20 protein-coding genes and 1 pseudogene are annotated in these 22,013 nt (G+C 72.3%); 9 read left to right on the forward strand and 12 right to left on the reverse strand.

Features of this window, described 5'->3' with window-relative positions:
• Positions 1 to 78: 78 nt before the first annotated feature.
• From ACSUPT_RS00240 to ACSUPT_RS00265, 6 genes and pseudogenes are all read right to left on the reverse strand, one after another.
• Positions 79 to 438, reverse strand: coding sequence for a cupin domain-containing protein (locus ACSUPT_RS00240; protein WP_436943100.1), 360 nt, complete (start codon positions 436 to 438; stop codon positions 79 to 81).
• Positions 439 to 843: 405 nt separating this feature from the next.
• Entirely contained in the window at positions 844 to 1,446 is a 603-nt protein-coding gene (locus tag ACSUPT_RS00245; RefSeq protein ID WP_436943101.1) for a hypothetical protein, read from the reverse strand.
• A complete protein-coding gene (locus tag ACSUPT_RS00250) occupies positions 1,443 to 2,936 on the reverse strand; it encodes an ATP-binding protein (protein ID WP_436943102.1) in 1,494 nt (497 codons plus the stop codon). The genes ACSUPT_RS00245 and ACSUPT_RS00250 overlap by 4 nt, the downstream gene beginning before the upstream one ends.
• A 167-nt stretch (positions 2,937 to 3,103) precedes the next feature.
• Positions 3,104 to 3,786 (reverse strand): annotated as a pseudogene (locus tag ACSUPT_RS00255) (response regulator).
• Between the two features lie 51 nt (positions 3,787 to 3,837).
• The gene (murJ, locus tag ACSUPT_RS00260; protein ID WP_436943103.1) at positions 3,838 to 5,460 is read right to left on the reverse strand and encodes a murein biosynthesis integral membrane protein MurJ; all 1,623 of its coding nucleotides are present in this window, start codon (positions 5,458 to 5,460) and stop codon (positions 3,838 to 3,840) included.
• The gene (locus ACSUPT_RS00265; protein ID WP_436943104.1) at positions 5,457 to 6,662 is read right to left on the reverse strand and encodes a lipid II:glycine glycyltransferase FemX; all 1,206 of its coding nucleotides are present in this window, start codon (positions 6,660 to 6,662) and stop codon (positions 5,457 to 5,459) included. Before ACSUPT_RS00265 ends, murJ begins: the two co-directional genes overlap by 4 nt.
• A 425-nt stretch (positions 6,663 to 7,087) precedes the next feature.
• Here ACSUPT_RS00265 and ACSUPT_RS00270 point away from each other — a divergent pair, with 425 nt between their 5' ends.
• The gene (locus ACSUPT_RS00270) at positions 7,088 to 8,098 is read left to right on the forward strand and encodes an Ig-like domain-containing protein (protein WP_436946152.1); all 1,011 of its coding nucleotides are present in this window, start codon (positions 7,088 to 7,090) and stop codon (positions 8,096 to 8,098) included.
• Positions 8,099 to 8,443: 345 nt separating this feature from the next.
• A complete protein-coding gene (locus tag ACSUPT_RS00275; RefSeq protein ID WP_436943105.1) occupies positions 8,444 to 8,965 on the forward strand; it encodes a hypothetical protein in 522 nt (173 codons plus the stop codon).
• 946 nt (positions 8,966 to 9,911) lie between these two features.
• Here the strand turns inward: ACSUPT_RS00275 and ACSUPT_RS00280 are convergent.
• Both ACSUPT_RS00280 and ACSUPT_RS00285 read right to left on the reverse strand, forming a co-directional pair.
• A complete protein-coding gene (locus tag ACSUPT_RS00280) occupies positions 9,912 to 10,271 on the reverse strand; it encodes a VOC family protein (protein WP_351965118.1) in 360 nt (119 codons plus the stop codon).
• Between the two features lie 1,003 nt (positions 10,272 to 11,274).
• A complete protein-coding gene (locus tag ACSUPT_RS00285) occupies positions 11,275 to 11,736 on the reverse strand; it encodes an ester cyclase (RefSeq protein ID WP_436943106.1) in 462 nt (153 codons plus the stop codon).
• Positions 11,737 to 11,820: 84 nt separating this feature from the next.
• On the opposite strand from ACSUPT_RS00285, the gene ACSUPT_RS00290 reads away from it, so the two are divergent.
• From ACSUPT_RS00290 to ACSUPT_RS00300, 3 genes are all read left to right on the forward strand, one after another.
• Positions 11,821 to 12,288 carry a MarR family winged helix-turn-helix transcriptional regulator gene (locus ACSUPT_RS00290; RefSeq protein WP_436943107.1) on the forward strand — a complete coding sequence of 156 codons (468 nt, stop codon included), beginning with the start codon at positions 11,821 to 11,823 and terminating at the stop codon, positions 12,286 to 12,288.
• Positions 12,289 to 12,557: 269 nt separating this feature from the next.
• Complete coding sequence (locus ACSUPT_RS00295; protein ID WP_436943108.1) at positions 12,558 to 13,688, forward strand: methyltransferase; 1,131 nt, start codon at positions 12,558 to 12,560, stop codon at positions 13,686 to 13,688.
• A 491-nt stretch (positions 13,689 to 14,179) separates the two neighbouring features.
• On the forward strand, positions 14,180 to 14,560 hold the full coding sequence (locus ACSUPT_RS00300) for a hypothetical protein (RefSeq protein WP_399219970.1): 381 nt from the start codon (positions 14,180 to 14,182) through the stop codon (positions 14,558 to 14,560).
• A gap of 33 nt (positions 14,561 to 14,593) precedes the next feature.
• Here the strand turns inward: ACSUPT_RS00300 and bla are convergent, their stop codons facing one another.
• The gene (gene bla, locus ACSUPT_RS00305) at positions 14,594 to 15,580 is read right to left on the reverse strand and encodes a class A beta-lactamase (protein WP_436943109.1); all 987 of its coding nucleotides are present in this window, start codon (positions 15,578 to 15,580) and stop codon (positions 14,594 to 14,596) included.
• Positions 15,581 to 15,966: 386 nt separating this feature from the next.
• Here bla and ACSUPT_RS00310 point away from each other — a divergent pair, with 386 nt between their 5' ends.
• The 3 genes from ACSUPT_RS00310 to ACSUPT_RS00320 all read left to right on the forward strand — a co-directional run bounded on the left by ACSUPT_RS00310 (position 15,967) and on the right by ACSUPT_RS00320 (position 18,190).
• Entirely contained in the window at positions 15,967 to 16,473 is a 507-nt protein-coding gene (locus ACSUPT_RS00310; RefSeq protein ID WP_436943111.1) for a cupin domain-containing protein, read from the forward strand.
• A gap of 105 nt (positions 16,474 to 16,578) precedes the next feature.
• Complete coding sequence (locus tag ACSUPT_RS00315; RefSeq protein ID WP_436943112.1) at positions 16,579 to 17,424, forward strand: NAD(P)H-binding protein; 846 nt, start codon at positions 16,579 to 16,581, stop codon at positions 17,422 to 17,424.
• 376 nt (positions 17,425 to 17,800) lie between these two features.
• Entirely contained in the window at positions 17,801 to 18,190 is a 390-nt protein-coding gene (locus ACSUPT_RS00320) for a hypothetical protein (protein ID WP_436943114.1), read from the forward strand.
• A gap of 533 nt (positions 18,191 to 18,723) precedes the next feature.
• Here ACSUPT_RS00320 and ACSUPT_RS00325 read toward each other — a convergent pair.
• From ACSUPT_RS00325 to ACSUPT_RS00335, 3 genes are all read right to left on the reverse strand, one after another.
• Positions 18,724 to 18,897 carry a DUF5959 family protein gene (locus ACSUPT_RS00325; protein ID WP_436943115.1) on the reverse strand — a complete coding sequence of 58 codons (174 nt, stop codon included), beginning with the start codon at positions 18,895 to 18,897 and terminating at the stop codon, positions 18,724 to 18,726.
• Between the two features lie 82 nt (positions 18,898 to 18,979).
• Positions 18,980 to 19,711, reverse strand: a complete 732-nt coding sequence (locus tag ACSUPT_RS00330) for a dienelactone hydrolase family protein (protein WP_436943116.1) — start codon at positions 19,709 to 19,711, stop codon at positions 18,980 to 18,982.
• 909 nt (positions 19,712 to 20,620) lie between these two features.
• Complete coding sequence (locus ACSUPT_RS00335; protein WP_436943117.1) at positions 20,621 to 21,067, reverse strand: MerR family transcriptional regulator; 447 nt, start codon at positions 21,065 to 21,067, stop codon at positions 20,621 to 20,623.
• 28 nt (positions 21,068 to 21,095) lie between these two features.
• Between ACSUPT_RS00335 and ACSUPT_RS00340 the strand changes: the two genes are divergently transcribed.
• A complete protein-coding gene (locus tag ACSUPT_RS00340; RefSeq protein ID WP_436943119.1) occupies positions 21,096 to 21,866 on the forward strand; it encodes a methyltransferase domain-containing protein in 771 nt (256 codons plus the stop codon).
• Positions 21,867 to 22,013: the final 147 nt, after the last annotated feature.

Raw genomic sequence — 22,013 nt, forward strand, 5'->3', positions numbered from 1 at the left:
GCGCCCATCCGCCACGCAGCGTCGTGCCTCCGAGATCGGCGACCAGGTACAGAGGGCGCGCGGGGAAGCCAGCGCCGGTCAACGGCTGGCCTGGAAGACGAAGAGCCGGACATCACGGTCGGAGTCGTTGCGCAGACCGTGCTCCCCGAAGGGGCGGTTGATGATGATGTCGCCCGCGGAGACGGGAAACTCCTCACCGTCCAGCAGCATCGTCGCCGATCCCTCCAGGACGACGTACCACTCCTCGTCGTCCCCGTGCCGGTGCCGGCCGATCTCTGAGCCCGGCGGCACCACCGCCAGGTCGATGAAGTCCACCTGAGGCCCGTCCGACCGCCGCTCGAAGGGGCGGAAGACATCCACATGACCACGGCCACCATGGCAGCCCTCGTCCCGGCGTAACTCTCCTTTGAACAGGTTGCGCACACGACGCACGCCCACACAGACCTCCTCGGCAGACTGAGCCTGATGGTAGAAGCACCGATCCAGAGAACAACAGGTCGTTTTGGGCACATGAACTTCCGGCAAAAGCCCGGCTGACCTGCGCTTACTCAACCTGTCATCCTGCTGCCTGGCCGGATGGACGGTCTTGCTCACCACCGCCCTCATGTACGTCTGCTGCCTGCATCCGGGCTCGGCTCGCTTCTCGAGGACTCTCACCGGAGAACAGGTGTGGTGGGAGCGCCTGCGGTGGTCTCGGCCTCGCGCGGGAGACGGACCTCGCGGCACGGACCGGGACGGTTCCGCCCGGCGCGGGCGAAGGGGAGGAGAGCCCACCTGTCTCACGGACGCGGTCTTCGCCGCTCGGCGGCGCCGGCGCGGCGCCGCGTCCTGAGGCTCCGGGCCTCAGCGGGACGCGTCCTCGCAGGTGGTGGAGGGGAGGGTGCCGTCCGGGCCCTCGACGGTCACCGGGACCGTGCCGGAGCGGTCCACGGCGTGGGTCGCCGTGCACACCAGCTGGACGAGCGCGCCCCGCGACAGCTCCCGCGCCGCGAACGGGGTGCGGAGCCGGATCCCGCTCCCGGGCTCTGACTCGACGCGGATCAGCTCGCCGCTCTCGGGCAGCTCGGTGGTGAGGCCCGCCCGGGACTCGGCGTCGCCGGGTCCGGCGAGCAGCGCGGCGAGCACCTTCACGGTGGCGGGGGCCGAACCGTACGGGGGCTCGTCCTCTGACTCGTCGAGGCCGGGATTGGCCGTGTCGTCCGCTCCCCCGGCGCCCTCCGGCCGGGTCCGCTCGGGGAGGGGCACGAAGGTGGTGCCGGTGTCCCGGGAGACCGGCATCGGCGCCCCGTCGGGGCCGAGGAAGTAGAGCAGCATGCGGCTCTCGGGGATCGGCTGGACGACGACGGTCGGCGCGCCGCCCGCCTCCACGACGTCGCTGCCCTGGATGCCGCAGCCCGCCAGCGCCGGCACGGCGAGCAGTGCGAGCAGCGCGGTCCGGCGCCTCACAGCGGGATCCTCACCGTGAACACCGCGCCGCCCGCGGGATCGTTGGCCGCCTCGACGGTGCCGCAGTGCAGCCGGACGTTCTCCTCGGTGATCGCCAGGCCGAGGCCGCTGCCGGCCGAGCGGGCGCGGGCCGGGTCGGCCTTGTAGAAGCGCTCGAAGACGTGCGGCAGAACGTCCGGGTGAATGCCGGGGCCCCGGTCGGAGACCTGGACGACGAGCGTGGACCCGCCCTCGGCGTGCACCCGGACGGTGACGGGCGGGCGGCCGTGCCCCAGCGCGTTCCCGACGAGGTTGGCGACGACGACGTCGAAGCGGCGGGGGTCGAGCCGGGCCCGGATTCCCTCGTCGAGCACCGCGTGGACCTGTTCGGGGTCCGTCCAGTGCCGGCTGCCGAGGGTCTTGCGGACGCAGTCCGCGACGTCGACCTCGTCGGGGTGGAGCTCGGCGGCGCGGGCGTCGAAGCGGGAGATCTCCATCAGGTCCTCGACGAGCACGGCGAGTTTGACGGTCTCGGCGCTGATCAGGCGGACGGCGCGGGCCGTGTCGCTGTCGAGGCTGCCCGCGTCCTCGTCGAGGACCTCCGTGACGGCGAGCATCCCGGCGAGCGGGGTGCGCAGTTCGTGCGAGACGTCGGAGGCGAAGCGGCGGGCCCGGGCCTCGGCGCGGCGCAGTTCGGTGACGGAACGCTCCAGTTCGGCGGCGGAGTCGTTGAAGGTCCGCGCCAGATCGGCGAGTTCGTCGCTGCCCTTGGCGTGGATGCGGGTGTCGAGCCGGCCGCGGCCCATGCTGGCGGCGGCGTGGCGGAGTTCGCGGACCGGGCGCAGGACGCCACGGGCGGCGATCAGTGCCGGGATCAGGGCGATGGCGAGGGCGGGCAGGGCGCCGTCGCGGGCGGCGGTGACCATGGCCTCGATGTTGGCCTCGTCCTCGCGCAGTTCCATCACCGCGTACAGGACGAGGCCGGTGGGCCGCGGCTCGCCGCCGGCCTCGGTGAGGAAGACCGCGGGGACGGCGATCGTCAGATAGGGGGTGCCGTTGCTGACGACGCGCTGGAAGCTGGTGTGCGGGGTCGTCTCGCGCGCGTGGGCGCGGGCCCGGAGCTCCGGGGTGAGGACGGTGGAGGTGGGGCGGTCGGTGGAGGAGACGCGGAGGGTGCCGTACTCGGCGTAGACCCGCCAGGGGCGCGGCTTGCCCTGCCGGGCGATGTGCAGGAGCCGGTCGCGGAGGGAGTCCTCGTCGAGGGGCAGGGTGATGTTGAGGTCCTCGACCTGCTGGCGGAAGGCGGAGACGGCGGTGTTCTGCGTCTGCTCCAGGATGGCGCTGCGGGCGGCCCGGTAGGTGAGCGCGGCGGTGGTGCCGCAGCCGACGGCCGCGACGAGCAGGAACGCGAACACCAGCCGCGTGCGCAGTCCGAACGGCCGGGGCCCGCGCCGCCGCGCCCGGGCCCGGCGGCCCCGCGGGGGGACGTCCTCCTGCCGGGCGCCGCTCACCCGGGCACCGGTCTCCCGCGCGCCGGTCTCCCGGGCGGTGCCGTACGCGGGCCCGGCGTCAGGTGCGGACGCCGCCGGACCGGGTGTGCGCGCCGCCGGGCCGGGGGCGTATGCCGTCGGCCCGGGCTCGTGTTCCGTGCCCGGTTCCTCGCCGGGTGCGCGGGTCTTCACAGGGGTCCGAAGCGGTAGCCGAAGCCGCGCAGGGTCTGGATGTACCGGGGGTCTCCGGGGTGTCCTCGATCTTGGTGCGCAGGCGGCGCACGCAGGCGTCCACCAGGCGGGCGTCGCCGTGGTAGTTGTGCTCCCACACGTGCTCCAGGAGCTGCTGGCGGCTGAAGACCTGCTCGGGGGCGGCGGTGAGGTGGAGCAGGAGCTTCAGCTCGGAGGGGGCGAGGGCGAGGCGCTCGCCGTTCTTTGCGACGGTGAGGCCGGCCCGGTCGACGGCGAGGGCGCCGTGGTGCTCGACGGCGGGACGGCCGCCGCCGGGGTCCTCGATACGGCGCAGGACGGCGCGGATGCGGGCCTCGATGACCTCGGTGCGGGCCGGCTTGACGATGTAGTCGTCGGCGCCCGTCTCCAGGCCGATGACGACGTCGAAGTCGTCGCCTCGGGCGGTCAGCATGATGATCGGGAGCTGGCTGTCCTCGCGGACCCGGCGGCAGACCTGGACGCCGTTCATGCCGGGCAGCATCAGGTCGAGCAGGAGCAGGTCGGGGCGGAACTCGCCGAGGGCGGCGAGCCCGGCCTCCCCCGTGGCGGCGGTGCGCACCTCGTGCCCGCGGCGCCGGAGCCCGAGCTCGACGCCTTCACGGACCGAGGGGTCGTCTTCGATGAGGAGCACGCGAGGCATTCGTGGAGTATCCCAAGGTCGGTGGCGGCCCCCGCGGGAGGGCCCCGGTGGTCAGGTCCGGCGGGTGAGCCGGCCGGCGGCGGTCTTGAGCAGGGCGGACATCTCGGTGAGGCGCAGCGGCCCGGCCAGCAGGGCGAAGGAGCCGAGGACGGCGGCCGCGCCCGCGAGACCGGAGACGACGGCGCCCGCGGAGGCGGTCGCGTCGGCGGCGAGGAGGCCGTAGCCGGTGGCGGGGACGGCGGCGATCAGCAGCCGGCCGAGGCCGGTGCCGCCGTCGTCGGCCGCGGGCAGCCGGCGCCGGAGGACGTACGCGGTGAGCGCCCAGCCCGCCCACAGGGCGAGCGAGTAGCCGGCGGCCATGCCGGTGACCGTCCAGCGGGTGGGCAGCCAGTGGTGGGCGGCGAGGGAGAGCAGCGCGTTCAGGCCGGCGATCACCAGGTTGAGCAGGAAGGGGGTGCGGGTGTCGCGCAGCGCGTAGAAGGCGCGGGTGCACACGTACTGCCCGGAGAGGGCGATCAGGCCGGGGGCGAGGGCCGTGAGCGTCCAGGCCATGGCGCGGACGTCGGCGGCGCCGGTCGCCCCGTACCCGAAGACGAGCGACATCAGCGGGCCGGCGAGGGCGAAGAGGGCGCAGGCGGCGGGGACGACGGCGGCGGCCGTGGTGCGCTGGGCGTAGCCGACGTCGCGGCGGACGGCGGCGAGGTCGCCGTCGGCTGCGGCGCCGCTCATCCGGGGCATGAGGGCGGTGACCAGGGAGACGGTGACGATGCCGTGCGGGACGGCCCACAGCAGGTAGGCGTTGTTGTACGCGGCGAGGCCCGCGCCTCCGTTGTCCGTGTCCGTGCCCGCGGAGGTGGCGACCCAGGTGGTGACCCAGTAGGCGGCCTGGTTGGTGAGGACGAGCAGGACGAGCCAGCCGGCGGCGCGCAGCGGGGCGGTGAGGCCGCTGCCTCGCCAGTCGAAGCGGGGCCGGAAGCGGAAGCGGGCGGCGCGCAGCGAGGGCAGCAGGGCGAGGGCCTGGGCGGCGATGCCGGCGGTGGTGCCCCAGCCGAGGAGGGCGGTCTCGCCGGCGGTGAGCTCGCCGCCGTCGCTCACCGCGAGGAAGAGGCCGAAGACGGCGACGACGACGATGTTGTTGAGGACCGGGGTCCACATCATGGCGCCGAAGCGGCCGCGGGCGTTGAGGACCTGCCCGAGGAGGGTGAAGAGGCCGAGGAAGAGGATCTGCGGGAGGCACGCGCGCGTGAAGGCGATCGTCAGGTCCCGCTGGGCGCCGGTGTAGTCGGTGTAGCCGTCGACGAGCGCGGGCGCGGCGAGGACGGCGCCGGCGGTGAGGACGGCGAGGGCGAGGCCGCAGAGGGTGAGGAGCCGGTCGGTGTAGGCGGCGCCGCCGTCCTCGTGCTCCTTGGCGGCCTTGACCAGTTCGGGCACGAACACGGTGTTGAGCGCGCCGCCGAGGAGCAGCATGTAGACGATGGTGGGGACGGAGTTGCCCACCGCGTAGCCGTCGGCGACCGCGCCCGCGCCGAGCGCGGCGGCGATGACGGCGGCGCGGACGAAGCCGGTGGCGCGGGAGACGAGCGAGCCGGCCGCCATGAAGGCGCCGCTGCGCAGCGCGGACGCGGGCTTGCGGTGGTTCGGCGCGGGCGGGGCGAGGGTGGTGCCGGCGCTCATCGGCGGTTCAGGTAGGCCTGGAAGGCGCGGTACAGCGCGTGGTTGGTCGTGCCGCGCATCGGTGTCTCCCACTCCCCCAGCGTCTCGACGACCTGTCCGCCCGTGCCGAGCTTCCAGCGCAGCAGCCCGTGGGCGCGCTCGTCCGGATCGAGGGTGGAGGGTACGCCGCGCAGGTCGTAGACGTCGGCGCCGAGGGCGTGGGCGTCGAGCAGCATCCGCCACTGGAGGGCGTTGGAGGGGCGGACCTCGCGGCGGTGGTCGGCGGAGGCGCCGGTCTGGTACCAGACCCTGCGGCCGACGGTGATCATGGTGTGGGCGGCGAGGATCTCGCCCTCGTGGCGGGCGAGGTAGAGCTTCATCCGGCCCGCGTGCTCGGCGTTGAGGACGGCGTACTGGCGCTCGTAGTAGGCGAGGGAGCGGCCGAGGCGGAAGCCGTCGCGCTCCTCCGTGACGCGCAGCAGCCGGTGGAACTCCGGCAGGTCGGCGGCGGAGCCGACGGTGATCTCGACGCCGCACGTGCGGGCCTTGCGGACGTTGCGCCGCCACTCCTGGTTGAGCCCGGACCACAGGTCGTCGGTGGTGCGGCCGGTGAGCGGGATCTGGAAGACGTGGCGGGGCTGGGCGTCGGCGCCGTCCTCGGAGTCGCCGCCGCAGCGCTTCCAGCCGCGGGCCCGGAGCCGTTCGGCGACGGCGGTGCCGAGCGGGTCGACTTCGTCGGCGAGGACGTCGCCGAGGCGGCGGCCGGGCCCGGTGGCGGCCTTGACGGTGGCGGCGGTCCAGCGGCGGTGGGCGGGCCCGGGCCCGATGCGTACGGCGAAGGCGCCGGAGGCCTTCAGGTGGGCGAGGAGCGGGTCGAGCCAGCGGTCGAGGTCGGGGTCGGCCCAGTCGGCGACCGGCCCCTCGGGGAGGTAGGCGAAGTGCTTGCGGGTGCCGGGGAAGGTCCGCAGCAGGACGAGGGCGACGCCGGTGAGGGCGCCCGTCTCGGGTCCCCAGCCGATGAGTTGGTGGCTCCACCCCTCCTTCACCTGGGCCCAGGCGGGGAGTTGGAGGAAGCTGGGGCCGTCAGCGCCGGTGGAGCGGGCCGCGAGGAAGGCGCGGTACACCTCCGGGGAGACGGGGCCGAGCCGCAGCGGGCCGCCGGGCGGCGGCGCGGCGGCGGGGCGGCGCTTCACGGGTGCGGGCGTCACGAGCAGCGCTGACACAACGGTCCTCCTTGTCCGGCCGCCCCTCGGTGGCGCGGCGCACAGCAGGCTCACAGCCGGATGAGACGGGTCCGCGCGGCGTCTGTGACGGGACGATGACCGTTTCCCACCAGCGCCCGTCACATGGGCCTCCGGCGGGGCCGAGGGGCTCCCGGGCCGCCTAGAGTCCGGGCATCCCACCCTTTTCTCTCCTCTTCCGGAGGTGCTCCGTGCCGCCGATACGCACGTCCCGGCCCGCCCTTGCCGCCGTCGCCCTCGCCGTCTGCCTCACCGCCTGCACGGCCCGGGCGGCGAGCGGCCCCGGCTCCTCCGCCGCGCCCTCGGGCGGGGCGGAGCAGGGCGGGGCGCCCGCGCGGGTGACCGTGGTGAAGCCGGAGGCCGGGAAGCAGGTGACGGTGACGGCGGCCGGCGGGACGATCACGTCGGTGACGGTCACGGCCGCGGACGGCGGGCGACTGACCGGCAGGTCCGCGGCGGGCGGGACCCGTTGGACCTCGGACCGCAAGGCGGTGCCGGGCGCCGCGTACACCGTGAAGGTCGTCTCGCGGGGCACGGACGGGAAGGAGGCGACGACGCGGTCCGCCTTCACGACGGAGAAGGCCGACCGGGTGAACAGGCTGACGCTGGCGCCCGGGAAGAACGCGACCGTCGGCATCGGGCAGCCGCTGTCGATCGTCTTCGACCGGCCGGTGAAGCGGAAGGCGGACGTGGAGCGGCAGTTGAAGGTGACGACGTCCAACGGCACCGAGGGGTCGTGGGGCTGGGTCACCGACCACTCCGGGCGCGACCGGGCCGACTGGCGGCCCCGCGCGTACTGGAAGCCGGGGACGAAGGTCACGCTGGAGGCGGACCTGAACGGGACGGACTCGGGTGACGGCTGGTTCGTCCGCGACTACCGGACCGGGTTCACGGTCGGCGCGTCGCAGGTGGTGAGGGTCGACCTGGACGCGAAGCGGCTGTCGCTGGTCAAAGACGGGCGGACGGTGCGGACCATTCCCGTATCGGGCGGGACACCGGGCGGCGACAAGCGGTCGTGGCGGGGGACGGCCGTGCTCATGGCCAAGGAGGGGACGATCCGGAGGTGCGCTGTCCGTCGCCAACGGCTTGTGCCGCATGTCGGGCGAGCTGTTGCACGATGCCGAGCTCTGCGGCAGTCAGGGGTTGATCGAAGTGAACTGGCTGATCATCAGCCGAAGTCGCTGCCCACGATGGCTCCTGGCTTTCACCGGGGCCGAGCACCCAGCGGTGCCCCCCATCCACAGTCCCGGCACGATCTCGTTCCAGGGCTTTCGCGGCTGAGGGTTGCCGCGGCTCTTGCTACGTGTCTTCACCTGGAGCCCGCATCGCCCATTGCTCGCCTTGCTCTCGCCATGAGTGCACTGACGCTACTGGGGCCCCGCCGCCTGCCGGGCGAACGTCAAACAGTCCAACTCTGACCCCACTACCCCATCCAGTCCGGAGGTCCATTGACGAGTCATATAACGCCACTCACCCGTGAGCGTGAAGTACAGATGGGTAGCCCGATCCGGACCAGCGCCCGGAGCGCTAACGGCCGATCGCCCCACTCCTGCGGGGGTAGTCCCACGGCCGAGATCACGTCGCCATCAACTGGCAGCGAGCCACCGCCGGAGATTGAGGCCGCGTACGCACCGACGTCAGCCGACGCACGACTCACCCGTGCATCCGAGCGGAGGTGCCGGTCCCGGACCAGGGCGTCGCGAGGAACAGTCACTGGCCAGGCCGCAGATCCCCGCGGGGCGTCAAAGTCTATGATGACCACCGTGGAACCCGTGCCCGCCCTCGTCCACCTGGACAGCCCTTTCATCAACTTCCGAGACTTCGACTTTGGCGGGGGCTCCCATGGCTTCCGCTGGATTAACACCAAGCGCTTCCAGCTATCGTCCAGGGCACTGGACGACCGAGACCTGCTGACCGCCCTGATTGCGCATCCTCAGTTTCGTGACACCTACGACGGAGCCGGCGTGCAAGACTGGCCACGGCACGGCCAGTGGAGGCTCGACCACATCACCCCTGGCACCTACCAGGCCGTCGATGCCGAGGTGGCGTTCGGTGTCGTCCACTCCTGGGCCACCCAGCATGGAGACATCCCTGGGCCACTCGAAAGCCGCCTGCGCCAGGAGATCTACACCCCATGCCGTACGGCAACCAGCAGATACCTGCTGGGACAGCTTCCCGAAAATGCCTTCCACGACTACGGCCCGATCCACATTGACTACCACGAACTCGTCCTCATCGACCGCCCGGCAGCAACACTGACTCTCCTCGTCGCAGCCGACGACTGACGCCGCCACGGTCAGCGCCACCAGCGCTTCAACTGGGGCAGTCAGGCAGTTCCCATACCCGGCTCCACCATGAGCGATCTACCGGCTGAAACTATCGAAGCCCATCGCGCCTTCATCGACCGTCGCCGGACCAGTCGCTCCAGCGAGCCGTCCAGAGCTTCGCCCCCGCACCCGCACGAGGTGCACCCTGCTCGCCGCAGCGCGACTCGGGTCGGTCGACACTGTTCGTGGCTGCCCACATGGGGTGTAGCCGAGTTCGAGGTGGCCGAAGTCCGCGAGGCGCTGCACCTTGTCCACGAACTTGCTGGTGAACAGACGCCGAGCTGCTGTCTCGCCGTAGCGCCTCCCCGCACAGACCTGCTCCCCCTCCAGCTCGCGGGCCCATGCCTGGCGGTCACCCGCTCGTGCAGTCGCCGGTCGACGTCTGCACGGCGCTCTGCCCGCGCGGCATGCGATACCCGCTCGACGATGCAACATTGCCCTCGTGGCACCGCGGTTCCGCGCACAGTCGGCGCTGCCGGAGACCCTCGGCCGATCAGCCAGCCCACCGGATCCTTGGTCCGCCCATCCGACCGCATCTGGTCAGCCACACGGGCGGGCGAGCCGGTCGGCGAGGACCCGGGGCCAGTCGGTACGACCAGCGAACCGGACCACACGGGGCAGTTCGCGGCGGTCGACGGCCTCCATCAGGCCACGGGCAGCCGGACAGTCCAGCCGCGCCCAGACCAGGTCGACCGGGGCCAGGCTGACGTTACCTTCTCCCCGCTGTCGCCTGCCTGCGCAGGGAAGGCCCCGCCGCGGCGCGGGGCCCCCACCTCTCAGACGACGGTTTCAGCTGAAGACCCACACGTGGGTTACCAGGCAGGCAACTACCTGGTCGGCGTCTGACCGGGCGTCGGGCCAACCTCGCCGCCGCAGCGCCTCGTGTGTCGATGGAGGCGGTACGTCAGTCGACGGGTGCCACCCGGATCAAGTTGCCGTCGGGGTCGGCGACGACGAAGGTGCGGCCGAACACCGTGTCGTGCGGCTCCTTCACTGTCGTGACGCCCTTCGCGGTCCACTCCTGGAACTGCCGGTCGATCTGTTCGGCATCGCCGTCCACGGTCACGCACAGCTCACTGGTACGCGGCACCGACAGGTCGTCCGATACCCCGCTCCACAGAGCCAGCTCGAAACCGCCGGTGAGGGGCAACGAGATGAAGGTGGGCGTTTCGAAGCTCGGTTTGATGTCGAACAGTTCCGCATAGAAACGGGCTGACGCCGGTGCGTCGGACACGTAGACGATCACCATGTTCGGGACTGCCATGAGGGCTCCTTCGGTTCTGTCCATGGCGCTGGACGGCAGGAGCCTGCCCGTCATACCTGACAGGCCCCGTCATGTTTCCCTGAGAACCTCACCGCCATAACCCCAGACCCCTGTCACGTCGCGGCACGGCGAAAGCACCGGTCCCCGACACCAGGACGGTGGAGAGCTACCTTCGCGCCCTGGCCCACTCGCTCGTTGCCGCCATGACTACGGCACCACCCCCTGCTGGCTGATGGAGGACAAACTCACCGCCGGTCGCCGCGGCTGTCCGACGCGTACCGACCACGGGGCCTGGGCATCGACCCGCGGCTGCGGGTGGCGCGACGACCCTGACGATCGACGAACCGCCCGGCGTGCGCCAGCCGATGTCACTGGGCCCGCGTACCCTTCCGCTTGGCTGCTCGTACCTAAGACTGCGATCACCCGGAACGCGAGTGGTGCAGGGCCGCCTTCGCCGCACACGCTTCCGCCCTGCACACGTTGCTGGAGGACGAGTCTTCTCCGGACGGATTCATCAGCGCAGACGACCGCGCGTGCCTGCTCAGGGCTGCGGACCCGCAGCGATACCTCGGCTGACGGCTACGGCGCACGAAAGAGCTGACGCGGTCCGGAGAGGCCGGCCGTGGAGGCTGCCGTTGGAGGACCGGGCGCTCCTGGTGACGGCCTGTTGCCGCACCAACTGCCGCAACTGCCTCGCTTCTAGGCAGCTCAAAGCCCGAGCCGCCCCACTTCGGCCCCCAGCTCGCTCAAGCCTCGCGGAAGGTTTCACAACAGTGGCAGTGGAATACGACCACGGCGGGCTGGGCGCGGTAGGGCGCCCAGCCCTCGGGCGGCTTCGAGTCCCGTACTCCATGGTCCATGGCGCTGGTTCGGACGCAGCGCGGCTTCCTGGGGCGCCTCAGCGTCGAGGCGAGTCGGCGCCGGCCGGCCTGAAACGCTGATGTCGGCGACGTGGAGTTGAGGGGCCGGGGTGAGGGGCCGGCACACGCGCCTGCTGTGCCCGTCAGTGGGGTGCGGGGCCGTTCGGGCCTGAGATGGCGCCGAGTTGGGACAGGCCGTCGAGGATGTCGGTGCAGGTCCAGTACTCGACGAACCGGCCGTCGCGGGCGCGCAGGATGTCGTTGCCGCTGAAGGAGATCTTCGTGCCGATGGGAGCCGTGGCCTGGGGGATGCCACCGGTGTAGGTGGCGCGCATGGTCCAGCGCGCGGCCACCAGGTCGCCGTCGACGATCGGGCCGAGGTCCACCGTGATGGCGATGTCGCCGAAGGCGGCCATGGTCTGCTCGATTTCCGGTATCAGGCGCTCGGGGCCGGTGGTGGCCTCCGAGTCGCTGCCGTCCGGGCGGGCCTGGTGGACGACGAAGCCGGGGTCGAGGATCTCCTCCGCGTGGCTGAAGTCGCCGCGCCAGACCTCGCTCCAGCGGCCGTAGAGGGCGCGGAGTTGCTCGGGCGTGTGGACGGTCATGGGCTCTCCCGGGTGTCGATAGGTAGAATCTGCATCACACATTATCTGCGTGGCGCAGGTATGGCGAGGAGGTTAGACGACCCCATGGCAGAACGAACCCGCGAGGAGCTGGTCGAGGCGGTCACCGTGACGGCCCGGCGCCACCACGCCGCGTACACCCTGTTCAACCAGGCCATGGCCGAACACCTCGGCCTGCACCCCACCGACCTGCAGTGCGTCAGCCTGCTCGCCCTGGAGCCGGGGCCCTGCACCACGGGTGAGATCGCGCAGCTGACGGGGCTGACCTCCGGATCAGCCACCCGCCTGGTCGACCGCCTCCAGGAGGCCGGCCTCGCCGAACGCCACCCCGACCCGCACGATCGGCGCAAGACGCTCGTCAGCCTCACCCGCGGCCGCACCCCCGAGGTCGAAGCCGCCTGGGGCGCTCCCGGCCGGGCCTTCGCGCAGGCGCTGGAGGACTTCACCGACGACGAACTCGCCGTGATCGAGCGGTACTTGCGGCGCACCACCGATGTCGGCACCGAGCAGGCCGCGCGCCTGCGCGCCGACTGACCGGCCGCCGATGCGCACTGCTCGTAGGCCGTTTCCCGCCGGTTGGCACTCCGGGCGGCACGTGTGCGAGTCTGCTGCCACTCGGCGAAAGGGCTGACCTCGATGCTCGGCATGGTTGTCTACGACGTCCGCTCCCGCACTTCGCGGCGAGAGCGGTAACGGCCACCTGACTCACCCGCGCGCCCGCCCCATGGGGCCGGCGCGGCTTCAGCCTGCTCCCCGTCGAAGTGCTTCTCGCGTTCCCGCACTTTCGACACGAGGAGTACGTGGTGTCCACCATCCACTGGCCCACAGGCAACACCCACCGGTCCGCCCGCTGGCATTCCGAGAACGGGGCCCCGCTTCCGCGGCGGACCGTCCTCGCCGACGACCGGACGAAGGCCGACCACGCCTACCGCCAGGCGTGTGAGGGAACGGCCCTGCTCTGGCAAGGCGACTTCCACAACGCCCGGCAACTGCTGCGGGCCATGGGCCGCCGCCTCGACCGCCGTACACCCCCTTCCAGCACCACCCCGAGCGAGTCCTTCCACCTGCACCGGCGCAGCAGCGGTCACCGCGCCCGCGTGCTCGGAAGACTCCTGGTACTGCTGGACGACGACTACCACCTGGCCGTACGTCGCGCTCCCGACGTCCGCCAGGCGTGTCTGGAAGCCTACGGCCCTCCGCAAGGGCCCACGGTGGTCTCGCTGAGGGAGCTGCTGGGAGTGATCGGCGCTCACCAGTGGCGCCTGCACGGGGTCGACGTACCGGCGCTCGGCGCCCGCATCCACCCCCACTACGGCGTGTTCGCCCCCGTCCGGGGCGAGTACGTCGACCTGGTCGCCCACACGCCTCTGCCTCCGGCGGTCCTACGCGGCCCCGGCACCAGTACGGCGTTCGATCTCGGTACGGGCACCGGTGTCCTCGCCGCGGTCCTGGCCCGCCGCGGCGTCCACCGCGTCGTCGCCACCGACATCAGCCCCCGCGCCCTGGCCTGCGCCAGGGACAACGCGCAGCGGCTCGCGCTGGGCGACCGTATCGAGGTGTCCGGTCCCGGGCTCTTCCCCGAAGGCCGCGCCGACTTGGTCGTGTGCAACCCGCCCTGGCTCCCCGCGCGTCCCACCAGCCTCTTCGAGCGAGGCGTCTACGACCCTGACAGCGCCATGCTCCGCGCTTTCCTCACCGGGCTCCCCGCTCGCCTCCGGCCGGGTGGCGAGGGCTGGCTCATCCTGTCCGACCTGGCGGAACACCTCGGCCTGCGGACACGTCAGTACCTCCTCGACGCCATCCGGGCAGCGAACCTCCGCGTGGTGGACCGGATCGACGCCAGGCCCCGGCACCCCCGCGCCCACGACACCTCCGACCCGCTCCACGCGGCACGACGCGCCGAGACCACGTCCCTGTGGCGTCTGACCACATGACCGGCCCCCGGAACACCCTGCGGCGTCCCACCTTCCGGTTCACCGGGCCCTCGTGCTGCCAGTCGTCGCAGCGGTGTTCCGTGCGTGACGATGCGGACGGGCCGGCGGCCGCGGCCCGGTGGTGCGGAGTGCGGCGGTCGTGACGGCAACCTTTCTCGCGGCCGGCTGGTCGAATAGGCGGCCTGCCGAAGGACGACGAGAGGGTCTTCCGGGCGTCGCAGGGCGAGGTCCCGCGCCCCGAGGAGGCGGCCCGGCGTCGAAGGCGGCGTGGGCGTCGCTGCCTGCGCACGTCCCACACCGTGATCAGCTGGCGGAGGGGCGCCTCGTCGCCGGCGTGTTCCCAGACGGGGCCGTACGCGACGTGGCGGTGGACGCGCTTACGGCCAGGCCACCGCCACCCTGCCCACTCCCCCGCCGGGCGCGGCGCCCGCTGGGCGGCCGGGAGGTTCCCGCTGCGTACCCCAGGCCGTGGTTCTGCGAGGATCACGGTCATGACCGGCCTGCTCTTACTGACCCTCGTACTCGTCGTCTTCGCGGTCCCGTCCGCCCTGGCGTGGCTGCTGGGGCGGCGGCTGGGCATCCCGGGCGGGATGCTCGCCGTGTGGGTGGCGGCCGGGTGGGTGGTGGTGATCCTCGGCGGGGTCCTCTCGCAGCGCGCCCAGCCCGTCCTCTTTCCGGACACGTCGCCCTGCCACGGAGCCGGTGTCCCGGTGTCGCAGTACTTCCCTCCCGACAGTTTCTGCCGACACGACGACGGGGAGCTGCGGACGGTCAACGGGCCGGCCGGGAAGCTCGTCTTCTGGCTGGCCTGCGGAACGGTGCTGGCGGTGCCGGGCGCAGCCCTGCTCCGCCGCCGGCGCGCCCGTCCTTGACCTGCTGGTGCGGCGGCCCCCGGACGGGGGCGGTCAGAGCCGGCCCAGGGCCGAGGCGAGTTCGGTCGCGGCGGCCGCGATGACCTTGTCGTCGTGCGGGGTGTCGTCGTGGTTGCGGCGGGTGAAGACGGCCAGGACGAGCGGCGCCTCGGAGCCGGGAGGCCATACGACCGCGAGGTCGTTGGCGGTTCCGTGGTTGCCCGCGCCGCCGGTACCGGTCTTGTCCCCGACCGTCCAGTCTTTGGGGAGGCCCGCCCTGATCCGGTTGGCGCCGGTGAGGCTCGCCTTGAGCCAGCCCACCAGGCGCGCCCGGTCGCCGGCGTGGAGGGCGTCTCCCGTGGTGAGCGCGGCGAAGGTCCGGGCGGCCGCCGAGGGAGTGGTGGTGTCCCGCCTCTCGCCCGGTTCCCACTCGGTCAGCCAGGGTTCGGGCCGGTCCAGGCGGCTCGTCCGGTCACCGGTCGCGCGGAAGAACGCCGTCAGGCCACGCGGGCCGCCGATCCGCTTCAGGAGCAGGTTGCCCGCGAACCCGTCGGACTTGGTGATCCCGGCGCGGCACAACTGCGCTGGTGTCATGCCGGTGTCGGTGTACTCGGTGGTCTCCGGCGAGTTGCCCGTCAAGCCGGTCATGTCGGCGGCCTTCCAGCGCACCACCCGGTCCATGAGCCCCGGGTCGCGGGTGCGCGCCTGGTGCAGCACCGCCGCGCAGGCGAACACCTTGAACGAGGAGTTGAACGGGAAGCGTTCACCGGCCCGGTACCCGACCGTCCGCCCGTTCGCCAGGTCGATGCCGACCGCGCCGATCCGCCCGTCGTAGGACCTCTCCAGTGCCGCCAGCGCCCGGTGCAGGCCGGGGCCGGCGGACGGGTCGTCCCGAGCCGGGGCGGTGACGGGTGCGCGGGCGCTCCTCTCACGGGCGGCGCCCGCCTCGCCGACGGCGCCCGCCGCGTAGGCGAGGCCGCACAGCAGCGCCGATGCGGTCAACGCGGCCAGTCCCGGTCGCAGTCGTAAGGGTCGCGTCATGCCAGGAAGGACATCAGGGAGCCTTCGGCTTGTCCAGTACGGCGAGCGCGGTCGGGGCGTGGCTCCGGGGAGTCCCTGCGGGGGCGGCGGCCGCCAAGTGCTCGCCGAGGCCGTGGCTCGTCGGCCTCGGGAGGCGGGTGGCGGACGTGTGGCGCGCCGCCGCGTACTGCCCGGCCCGTGTCGTCGCCTCCCTCCGCTGCGGCGGGAGGACCGGCGGGGAGTTGGACCGCCCGCGTACGTCCTCCCGGGTGACGTCACGGGTGCGGAACGAGCCGTAGGTCCCCGGTCCTCGGCCCGGCGCGGTCCGAGATCGACCGCAAGCCCGATGCCGCCCGCCAGGCGCCGGGGCCACCATGCCCGTGGACGACCCGACCAAGGAGCGCACCATGTCGTACCCGGAACACCTCGCGTACCCGGCAGCCCGCTACCACGGCGCGACAGGGGTGGTGAACGCCGTCTTCCGCCCGGCCGACACCCCGCCGGACATCTCCTCGCCCGGCGCCACCACCCACTACCTGGCGACCGGCGGCGAGTTCGGCCTGTACAAGGTGGATCTGGGGCCCCGGTCCGCCGGGGCGAAGACCCACTTCCACAAGGCGATGTCGGAGTCCTTCTACATCCTCTCCGGCGAGCTGGAGCTCTACAACGGCGAGAGCTGGGTGACGGGCCGCGCGGGCGACTTCCTGTACGTACCGCCCGGCGGTCTGCACGCTTTCAAGAACGTGACGGACGAGCCCATGTCCATGCTGATGCTCTTCTCCCCGGGGGCTCCACGCGAGGAGTACTTCGAGCGGGTCGCGGAGATGTCGCGGCGCGGTGGGGAGGAGCTCAAGCAGTTCCGCGTCCGGCATGACAGTTACTTCGTGGAGGACTTCGAGGCCGGGGCAGAGTAGTTCGGGGCCGTCTCGGGCCGCGGTGCCCACACCGCGTCCGCGTCTTCGCGGCACCTCGGCCGCCAGGCGGGAATACGGGCACCGCCTTCGATGGCTGGTTCGATCATGAGTGAGATTCTTGTGACGGGCGCAACCGGCAATGTCGGACGGCGAGTTGTGGACGAGCTGCGGGAGGCCGGCGCCGCTGTACGTGCGCTGGCGCGTGACCCCCGGTCGGCCGCGCTGCCGGACGGAGTCGGAGTCGTGGGCGGGGACCTGTCCCGGCCGGACACCCTGGAAGAAGCGCTGGCCGGGATCGACGCGGTGTTTCTGATCTGGCCGTTCCTCACGACCGAGCACGCCCCGGCCGTACTGGAGACGATGGCGCGGCGGGCTCCCCGTGTCGTCTACGTCTCCTCGTCCGGCGTGGACGAGGACGCCGAACGGCAGACCGACCCGATCAACCAGCTCCACGCCGACATGGAGCGCCTGATCGAGAAGTCGGGCCTGGAGTGGACCGTCCTGCGGTCGGACACCATCGCCTCCAACGCGCGCGGGTGGGCGGAGCAGATCCGCGCCACGCGCGTCGTTCGCGGGCCCGGCATCGCCGCAACGGCCGTCGTCCACGAGCGCGATGTCGCCGCCGTGGCGGCCCGCGCGCTGACCGAAGGCGGGCACGGGGGTGCGCGGTACGTCCTGACGGGTCCGCAGGTACTGAGCAGAGCGGAGCAGGTCCAGACGATCGGGGAAGTGATCGGGCATCCGACGCGCTTCGAGAAGGTCCCCCTGGAGGTGGCTCGGCGGCAGATGCTCGCCGACGGACGGCCGCCCGCTCTCGTCGAAGCCCTGCTGGCCAGCGCGGAAGCGCGGCCCGCGTCGAACCTGATCACCTCCACGGTGGAGGAGCTCACCGGGGCCCCGGCGCGTACCTTCCGCTCGTGGGCGGAGGAGCACGCGGACGCCTTCCGCTAGGTGGTCTTTTGCGAGGGGTGGTGACCGTGGATCGGTTTGCCCGGTCGGGTCGGTTGTGCCGGATGGCGGCGGTCGGTGCGCGGGGGCGCGTGACGTGACTGGCTACGGCCCCGCCCCTCTGGGGTCGCGCCCTCGGGGCCGTTCGAGGTCAGGTTGCACCTCGCACGCCTCGTTGACCTGCCGGGGTCCATCGCTCGGGGCGCGGTGTCATGCCCGACCGGCGGGTGCCACGGTGCCAGGCCGGGACGCCCTTCAGGATGTCGCCGGTCGTCGCATAGGGTGCGTGGCGAGGGTGTCCACGTCGTCCGCCGCAAGGCGTTCTCGGACACCCTCGTTCTCGTCTCCGCTCCTCGGACCCCACCACCAGGAGGAACCCGTGTCGCATCCGCAGCCGCTCACCCCCGAGGAGACGCTGGCCGAGGCGAAGAAGCTGCTGAGCCTCCCGCGGATCGTCGTGATCTGCGGCTCCACCCGGTTCATGACCGAGATGGCCGAGGCCGAGGTGCGGGAGACCCAGGCCGGAAGGATCGTCGTCAAGCCGGGGTGTGACCTGAAGTCGCCGCACGAGCTCTGGGCCGATCCTGCCGAGGCGAGGGCGCTGAAGGTCCGACTCGACGAACTGCACCGGGCGAAGATCCGGCTCGTTGACGAAGTGCTCGTGGTCGGGGACTACATCGGAGACAGCACTCGGGCCGAGATCGCCTACGCCCGGTCGCTGGGCAAGCCCGTGCGGTTCACCCACCCCGAAGTCGACCCCGACGCCTGACCGCCGCCGCCTTGACAGCCGTCGGCAGCCCGCCGCCCGACCCGTCGCGCGGGGGCTCCGGCCGCCGCACACGCCCACACCCTTGCAGGGCAATGCCCCGGATATGGTCGCCCAGGGCCTGCCTTCGGGCCCTCTCGTGGGGGTGCGTGCGCCGCCGGGGTGCCGGCCTCGGCCAGTTAATCCGTGACGGTCCTCGGTGGCGGGGGCGGAGGAGGCGCGTCGGTCGTGAATGCCCTCAGGTCCGGGCCCTTGCAGCCGCACCCGCCGGGCGGCCGGGCGCGTGGACTCGCCGCCCCCTGCTCGGGGAAGCATGCCTCCTCGTTGCTGTGCACGTGGATCTGCCCCAGGCAGGCTGGGCCGCCGAACGCCGGCTGCCGACACACGACCGCACGCCGGCAGTGCGCACACCGCATCGCTCCTCCTCGTCCCTCGGTCACTCCCACACCCGCCTCTCAACTCGCCTCGACGCCACAGGCCGCGAAGGTCCACCCTCGAAGGCGTGCACTCATCTGCCGACGGCGCCTGGCCGCAGTTCAGCGCCGCCACTCATAGGCGCCCGGTGAGGACTCCAGCACTTCGCTCGGCCATTCCCGCACCACCTGCCCGAGCAGCTTCCGCTGCTCGTCGATCCAGCCCTCTTCAAGACTCAAGGGAAGGAACATGGAGACGCACGAGCCGCCCAGGTCCTCCACGCGCACAGCTCGCATCTGCCAGAGCCGAGGGTCCCTCCGTGAGCGCGCCGAGGGAGCGGGACCGATCGGCGCGCCACGGGCCACGGGCGGCGGAGGTTCAGCCCAGGTGCCGGGAGAAGAATCTCACCGTGCTGTCCAGCTCGAACGCGGGGATCTCCCCGTGCTTGCCGGGGTTGGCATGCAGCGACTTCTCAGCCGAGCCCAAAGCGTCGAACAGTGCCAGGCTCCGCGCTCGCGGCACCCGCTCGTCGTCCCACTGCACCAAGAACTCCACGGGGACCGTGATGGCCGCGGCAGCCCCGGCCGAGGCCGGCGCCCCGCCCAGGCCCAGTACCGCCGCGCGGACCCGGGGTTCGGCGGCGACGAACGGAACGCCCAGGCCGCACCCGAGGGAGACCCCCCAGTAGCCCACCGGTCCGGCGCCGACGTGCTCGATCTCCTGGACCGCGTCCAGGACCGCCCGCCACTCCGGCACCGTCTGGCGGGCCACCAGCGCCTGGAACCCGGCGATCAGCGGAGCCAGCTCTTCACCGGCTTCCAGACGAGCCTGGTTCTCGGTCGCGATCCGGTCGTATTCCTCGACTCTCGGCCGGTCCCCGTGGGCGGGTACGTCGACCGCCACGACCGCGTAACCGAGCTCGCTCACGAAGCGGTGCGCACGCCACAGGATGCCGGGGGCCTTCTTGTGCTGACCGCCGCCGTGTCCCATCAAGACGAGCGGACGAGCACCGACGGCGCCTTCCGGCGTCCACAGCACGCCGGGAATCTCACCGAGGGTGAAGAGCTGTTCGCGAACGCCGTCGGACGACGTTTCGGAGATGAAGCGCATAGCGTTTCAAGCCTTTCGGGATGCCTCTGCGGGCACTCCCCAGGCCATGCAGAGGAGGGAGGCCCGACCTGTCCAAGCGTTGATCGGTCTCACCTCCTCGGTTCGCGGCTGTGCACGGCGGCTGGAACGTATCACGAAGGGCTCCACCGTGGTCCGGGTACGGATGCCAACGGGGGCCTCGCCTGATCCGGCACCAGGGTCGGTCCGGCCGGTCATGTCCGAGCCCGGGTGGTGGTTGCCGCGACGGTGAATGTGCCCGTCTCCCCGGCCAGTCGTGCGAGAGCCGACGCATCAGTGGCGGCATGGCCGCGGTCAGCACCTTCGATGCCACCACGCCAACTCCGGGTCCGCCATGGGATCGTGATGCGTACGCCCGAGGAGCACCGCGTCCAGGCGCTCCACCTGCGCCCGGAGTTCACCGGCGGCCCTTGGCGGAAGCCTGGACAGAGCCTCTTGCAACGTGTCCCGGGCCCACCCCTCGCCGCAGCACGGGCAGGTGAACTCGGCCTCCCATTGCCTCCACCGGCGTCTGGTGCCGTGGACACGCACGGACCACACGCTCAACGCCACCGCCACGATGCCCGGGGACCATCGCTCCCGTTCGAGCACCCGGACGGCGGCATTCGCCGCTCCCGACAGACCCGGGACATCGCGATACCGCACCCAGGGTCTCCCCCAGCCGCGGTGCCGCAGTCGAAGTGAAGCCGGTGTTCTACGCGGCACGGCCCCTTCGGATGCGCATCATGAACGGCTTCCTCCCACAGTCCGAGATCGGCCGGGCAGGACCTGGAGGGCCGGGGCGGCGGGGCGGGGGCACCCGCGTGCCCGTCCCGCTGGCACCCGCACCTTCACCGGCCACCTCACCCTCCACGGCCGGCACGGTCCTGCACCCACGCGCGCGACATGGGTTCAGGCGGGGGCGGCGCCGTGCGGGCCGGTGCGGTCTGCGACCACCTGCTGGAAATGGGCGCACTGGGTGACGTCCTCGTGGGCGCAGCGAAGCGCGCATTCGACGAGTTCGAGGGACGCCTGCGCGGCGGCGATGCGGGAGCGGAGCGCCTCGGCCTCCGCACGCAGGATGTCCTGCCGCTTCGCCGGATCGCCGGCAGCGGTCAGCGAGCGGATGGCGTCGAGGGAGAGCCCCGCCTCCTTGGCGCGCAGGATGACGGCGACGCGCGTGACGTCGGCGGTCCCATACCGGCGGCGGCCGGCGGCGTCGCGGGCGGGCGTAAGCAGTCCCATCGCCTCCCAGTGACGCAGGACGTGCGTGGCCAGGCCGAAGCGTCCGGCGAGGGCGCCGATGCCCGTCGACTCGGACCGGCCGCCGACGGGCGCTCGGTGCGCGCTTGACTTCATGCCGACATTAAGTCGCAGCCTGGCCCTCATGACCAAGGAAACGGAACAGACCAGCCGGTCGACGGGCGACCTCATCGCGCGTCTCGACGCCGCCGACAGACTGCCGGGAGCCGAGGAACTGCGCGAGCTCTCCTACGACTTGCTCGGCGCCACCGCCGGGACGTCCGTCGTGGACGTGGGCTGCGGCGCGGGACGGGCCGTGGCGGAGCTGGCCGGGCGGGGGGTGAGGGCCATCGGCGTGGACCCGAGCGCATCGATGATCACCGTCGCCCGCGGGCGGTGGCCGGAGGCGGACTTCCGGATCGCGGGGGCGTACGAACTGCCGCTGACGGACGCCTCCGTGGACGGCTACCGGGCCGACAAGGTGTTCCATGAACTGGCCGACCCGGACCGGGCGCTGGCGGAGGCCCGCAGGGTGCTCGCGCCCGGAGGGCGGATCACGCTGGTCGGCCAGGACTGGGACACCATCGTCGTCGACTCCGGCGATCCGGACCTCACCCGCACCATCGTGCACGCCCGCGCGGACCTGACCGCCGGACCGCGCGCTGCCCGCCGATACCGCAACCTGCTCCTGGACGCCCGCTTCGGCGATGTGACGGTCGAAGTGCGCACCAGCGTGTTCACCGGGCCGGTCATCCTGCCGTTGCTCACCGGACTGGCCGAGAGGGCCTGTTCCGCCGGGGCCGTCACACGGGAGCAGGCGGACGGCTGGATCGCCGAGCAGCGTGCGCGGGCCGGGACCGACCGGCTCTTCCTGGCGCTGCCGGTGTTCGTGGCCGCCGCGACCGCGCCGCGGTGAGACGGCGCTCTCCTGATCAGACGCGCGCCTGGTCCCCCGTGTCGGGGCCCGAGCCGCGTAGGTGATCGGCTCACCCCTTCTCCCCTTGAGCCGGGCATCGTGTGTCCGGGGCTGGGGCCTCCGGGCTCCGGTGGTGGGCCTGCGGAC

The sequence above is a fragment of the Streptomyces sp. SudanB25_2051 genome (assembly GCF_964272635.1).
In the GTDB taxonomy this organism is placed as follows: domain Bacteria; phylum Actinomycetota; class Actinomycetes; order Streptomycetales; family Streptomycetaceae; genus Streptomyces.

Excerpts from the sequence above, each read along its gene's own strand:
- ACSUPT_RS00340 (WP_436943119.1), top strand. The coding sequence starts at position 21,096 with ATGACCAAGGAAACGGAACAGACCAGCCGGTCGACGGGCGACCTCATC.
- ACSUPT_RS00315 (WP_436943112.1), top strand. The coding sequence starts at position 16,579 with ATGAGTGAGATTCTTGTGACGGGCGCAACCGGCAATGTCGGACGGCGA.
- bla (WP_436943109.1), bottom strand. The coding sequence starts at position 15,580 with ATGACGCGACCCTTACGACTGCGACCGGGACTGGCCGCGTTGACCGCA.
- murJ (WP_436943103.1), bottom strand. The coding sequence starts at position 5,460 with ATGAGCGCCGGCACCACCCTCGCCCCGCCCGCGCCGAACCACCGCAAG.
- ACSUPT_RS00330 (WP_436943116.1), bottom strand. The coding sequence starts at position 19,711 with ATGCGCTTCATCTCCGAAACGTCGTCCGACGGCGTTCGCGAACAGCTC.
- ACSUPT_RS00285 (WP_436943106.1), bottom strand. The coding sequence starts at position 11,736 with ATGACCGTCCACACGCCCGAGCAACTCCGCGCCCTCTACGGCCGCTGG.
- ACSUPT_RS00280 (WP_351965118.1), bottom strand. The coding sequence starts at position 10,271 with ATGGCAGTCCCGAACATGGTGATCGTCTACGTGTCCGACGCACCGGCG.
- ACSUPT_RS00300 (WP_399219970.1), top strand. The coding sequence starts at position 14,180 with ATGACCGGCCTGCTCTTACTGACCCTCGTACTCGTCGTCTTCGCGGTC.
- ACSUPT_RS00310 (WP_436943111.1), top strand. The coding sequence starts at position 15,967 with ATGTCGTACCCGGAACACCTCGCGTACCCGGCAGCCCGCTACCACGGC.
- ACSUPT_RS00290 (WP_436943107.1), top strand. The coding sequence starts at position 11,821 with ATGGCAGAACGAACCCGCGAGGAGCTGGTCGAGGCGGTCACCGTGACG.
- ACSUPT_RS00335 (WP_436943117.1), bottom strand. The coding sequence starts at position 21,067 with ATGAAGTCAAGCGCGCACCGAGCGCCCGTCGGCGGCCGGTCCGAGTCG.
- ACSUPT_RS00325 (WP_436943115.1), bottom strand. The coding sequence starts at position 18,897 with ATGCGAGCTGTGCGCGTGGAGGACCTGGGCGGCTCGTGCGTCTCCATG.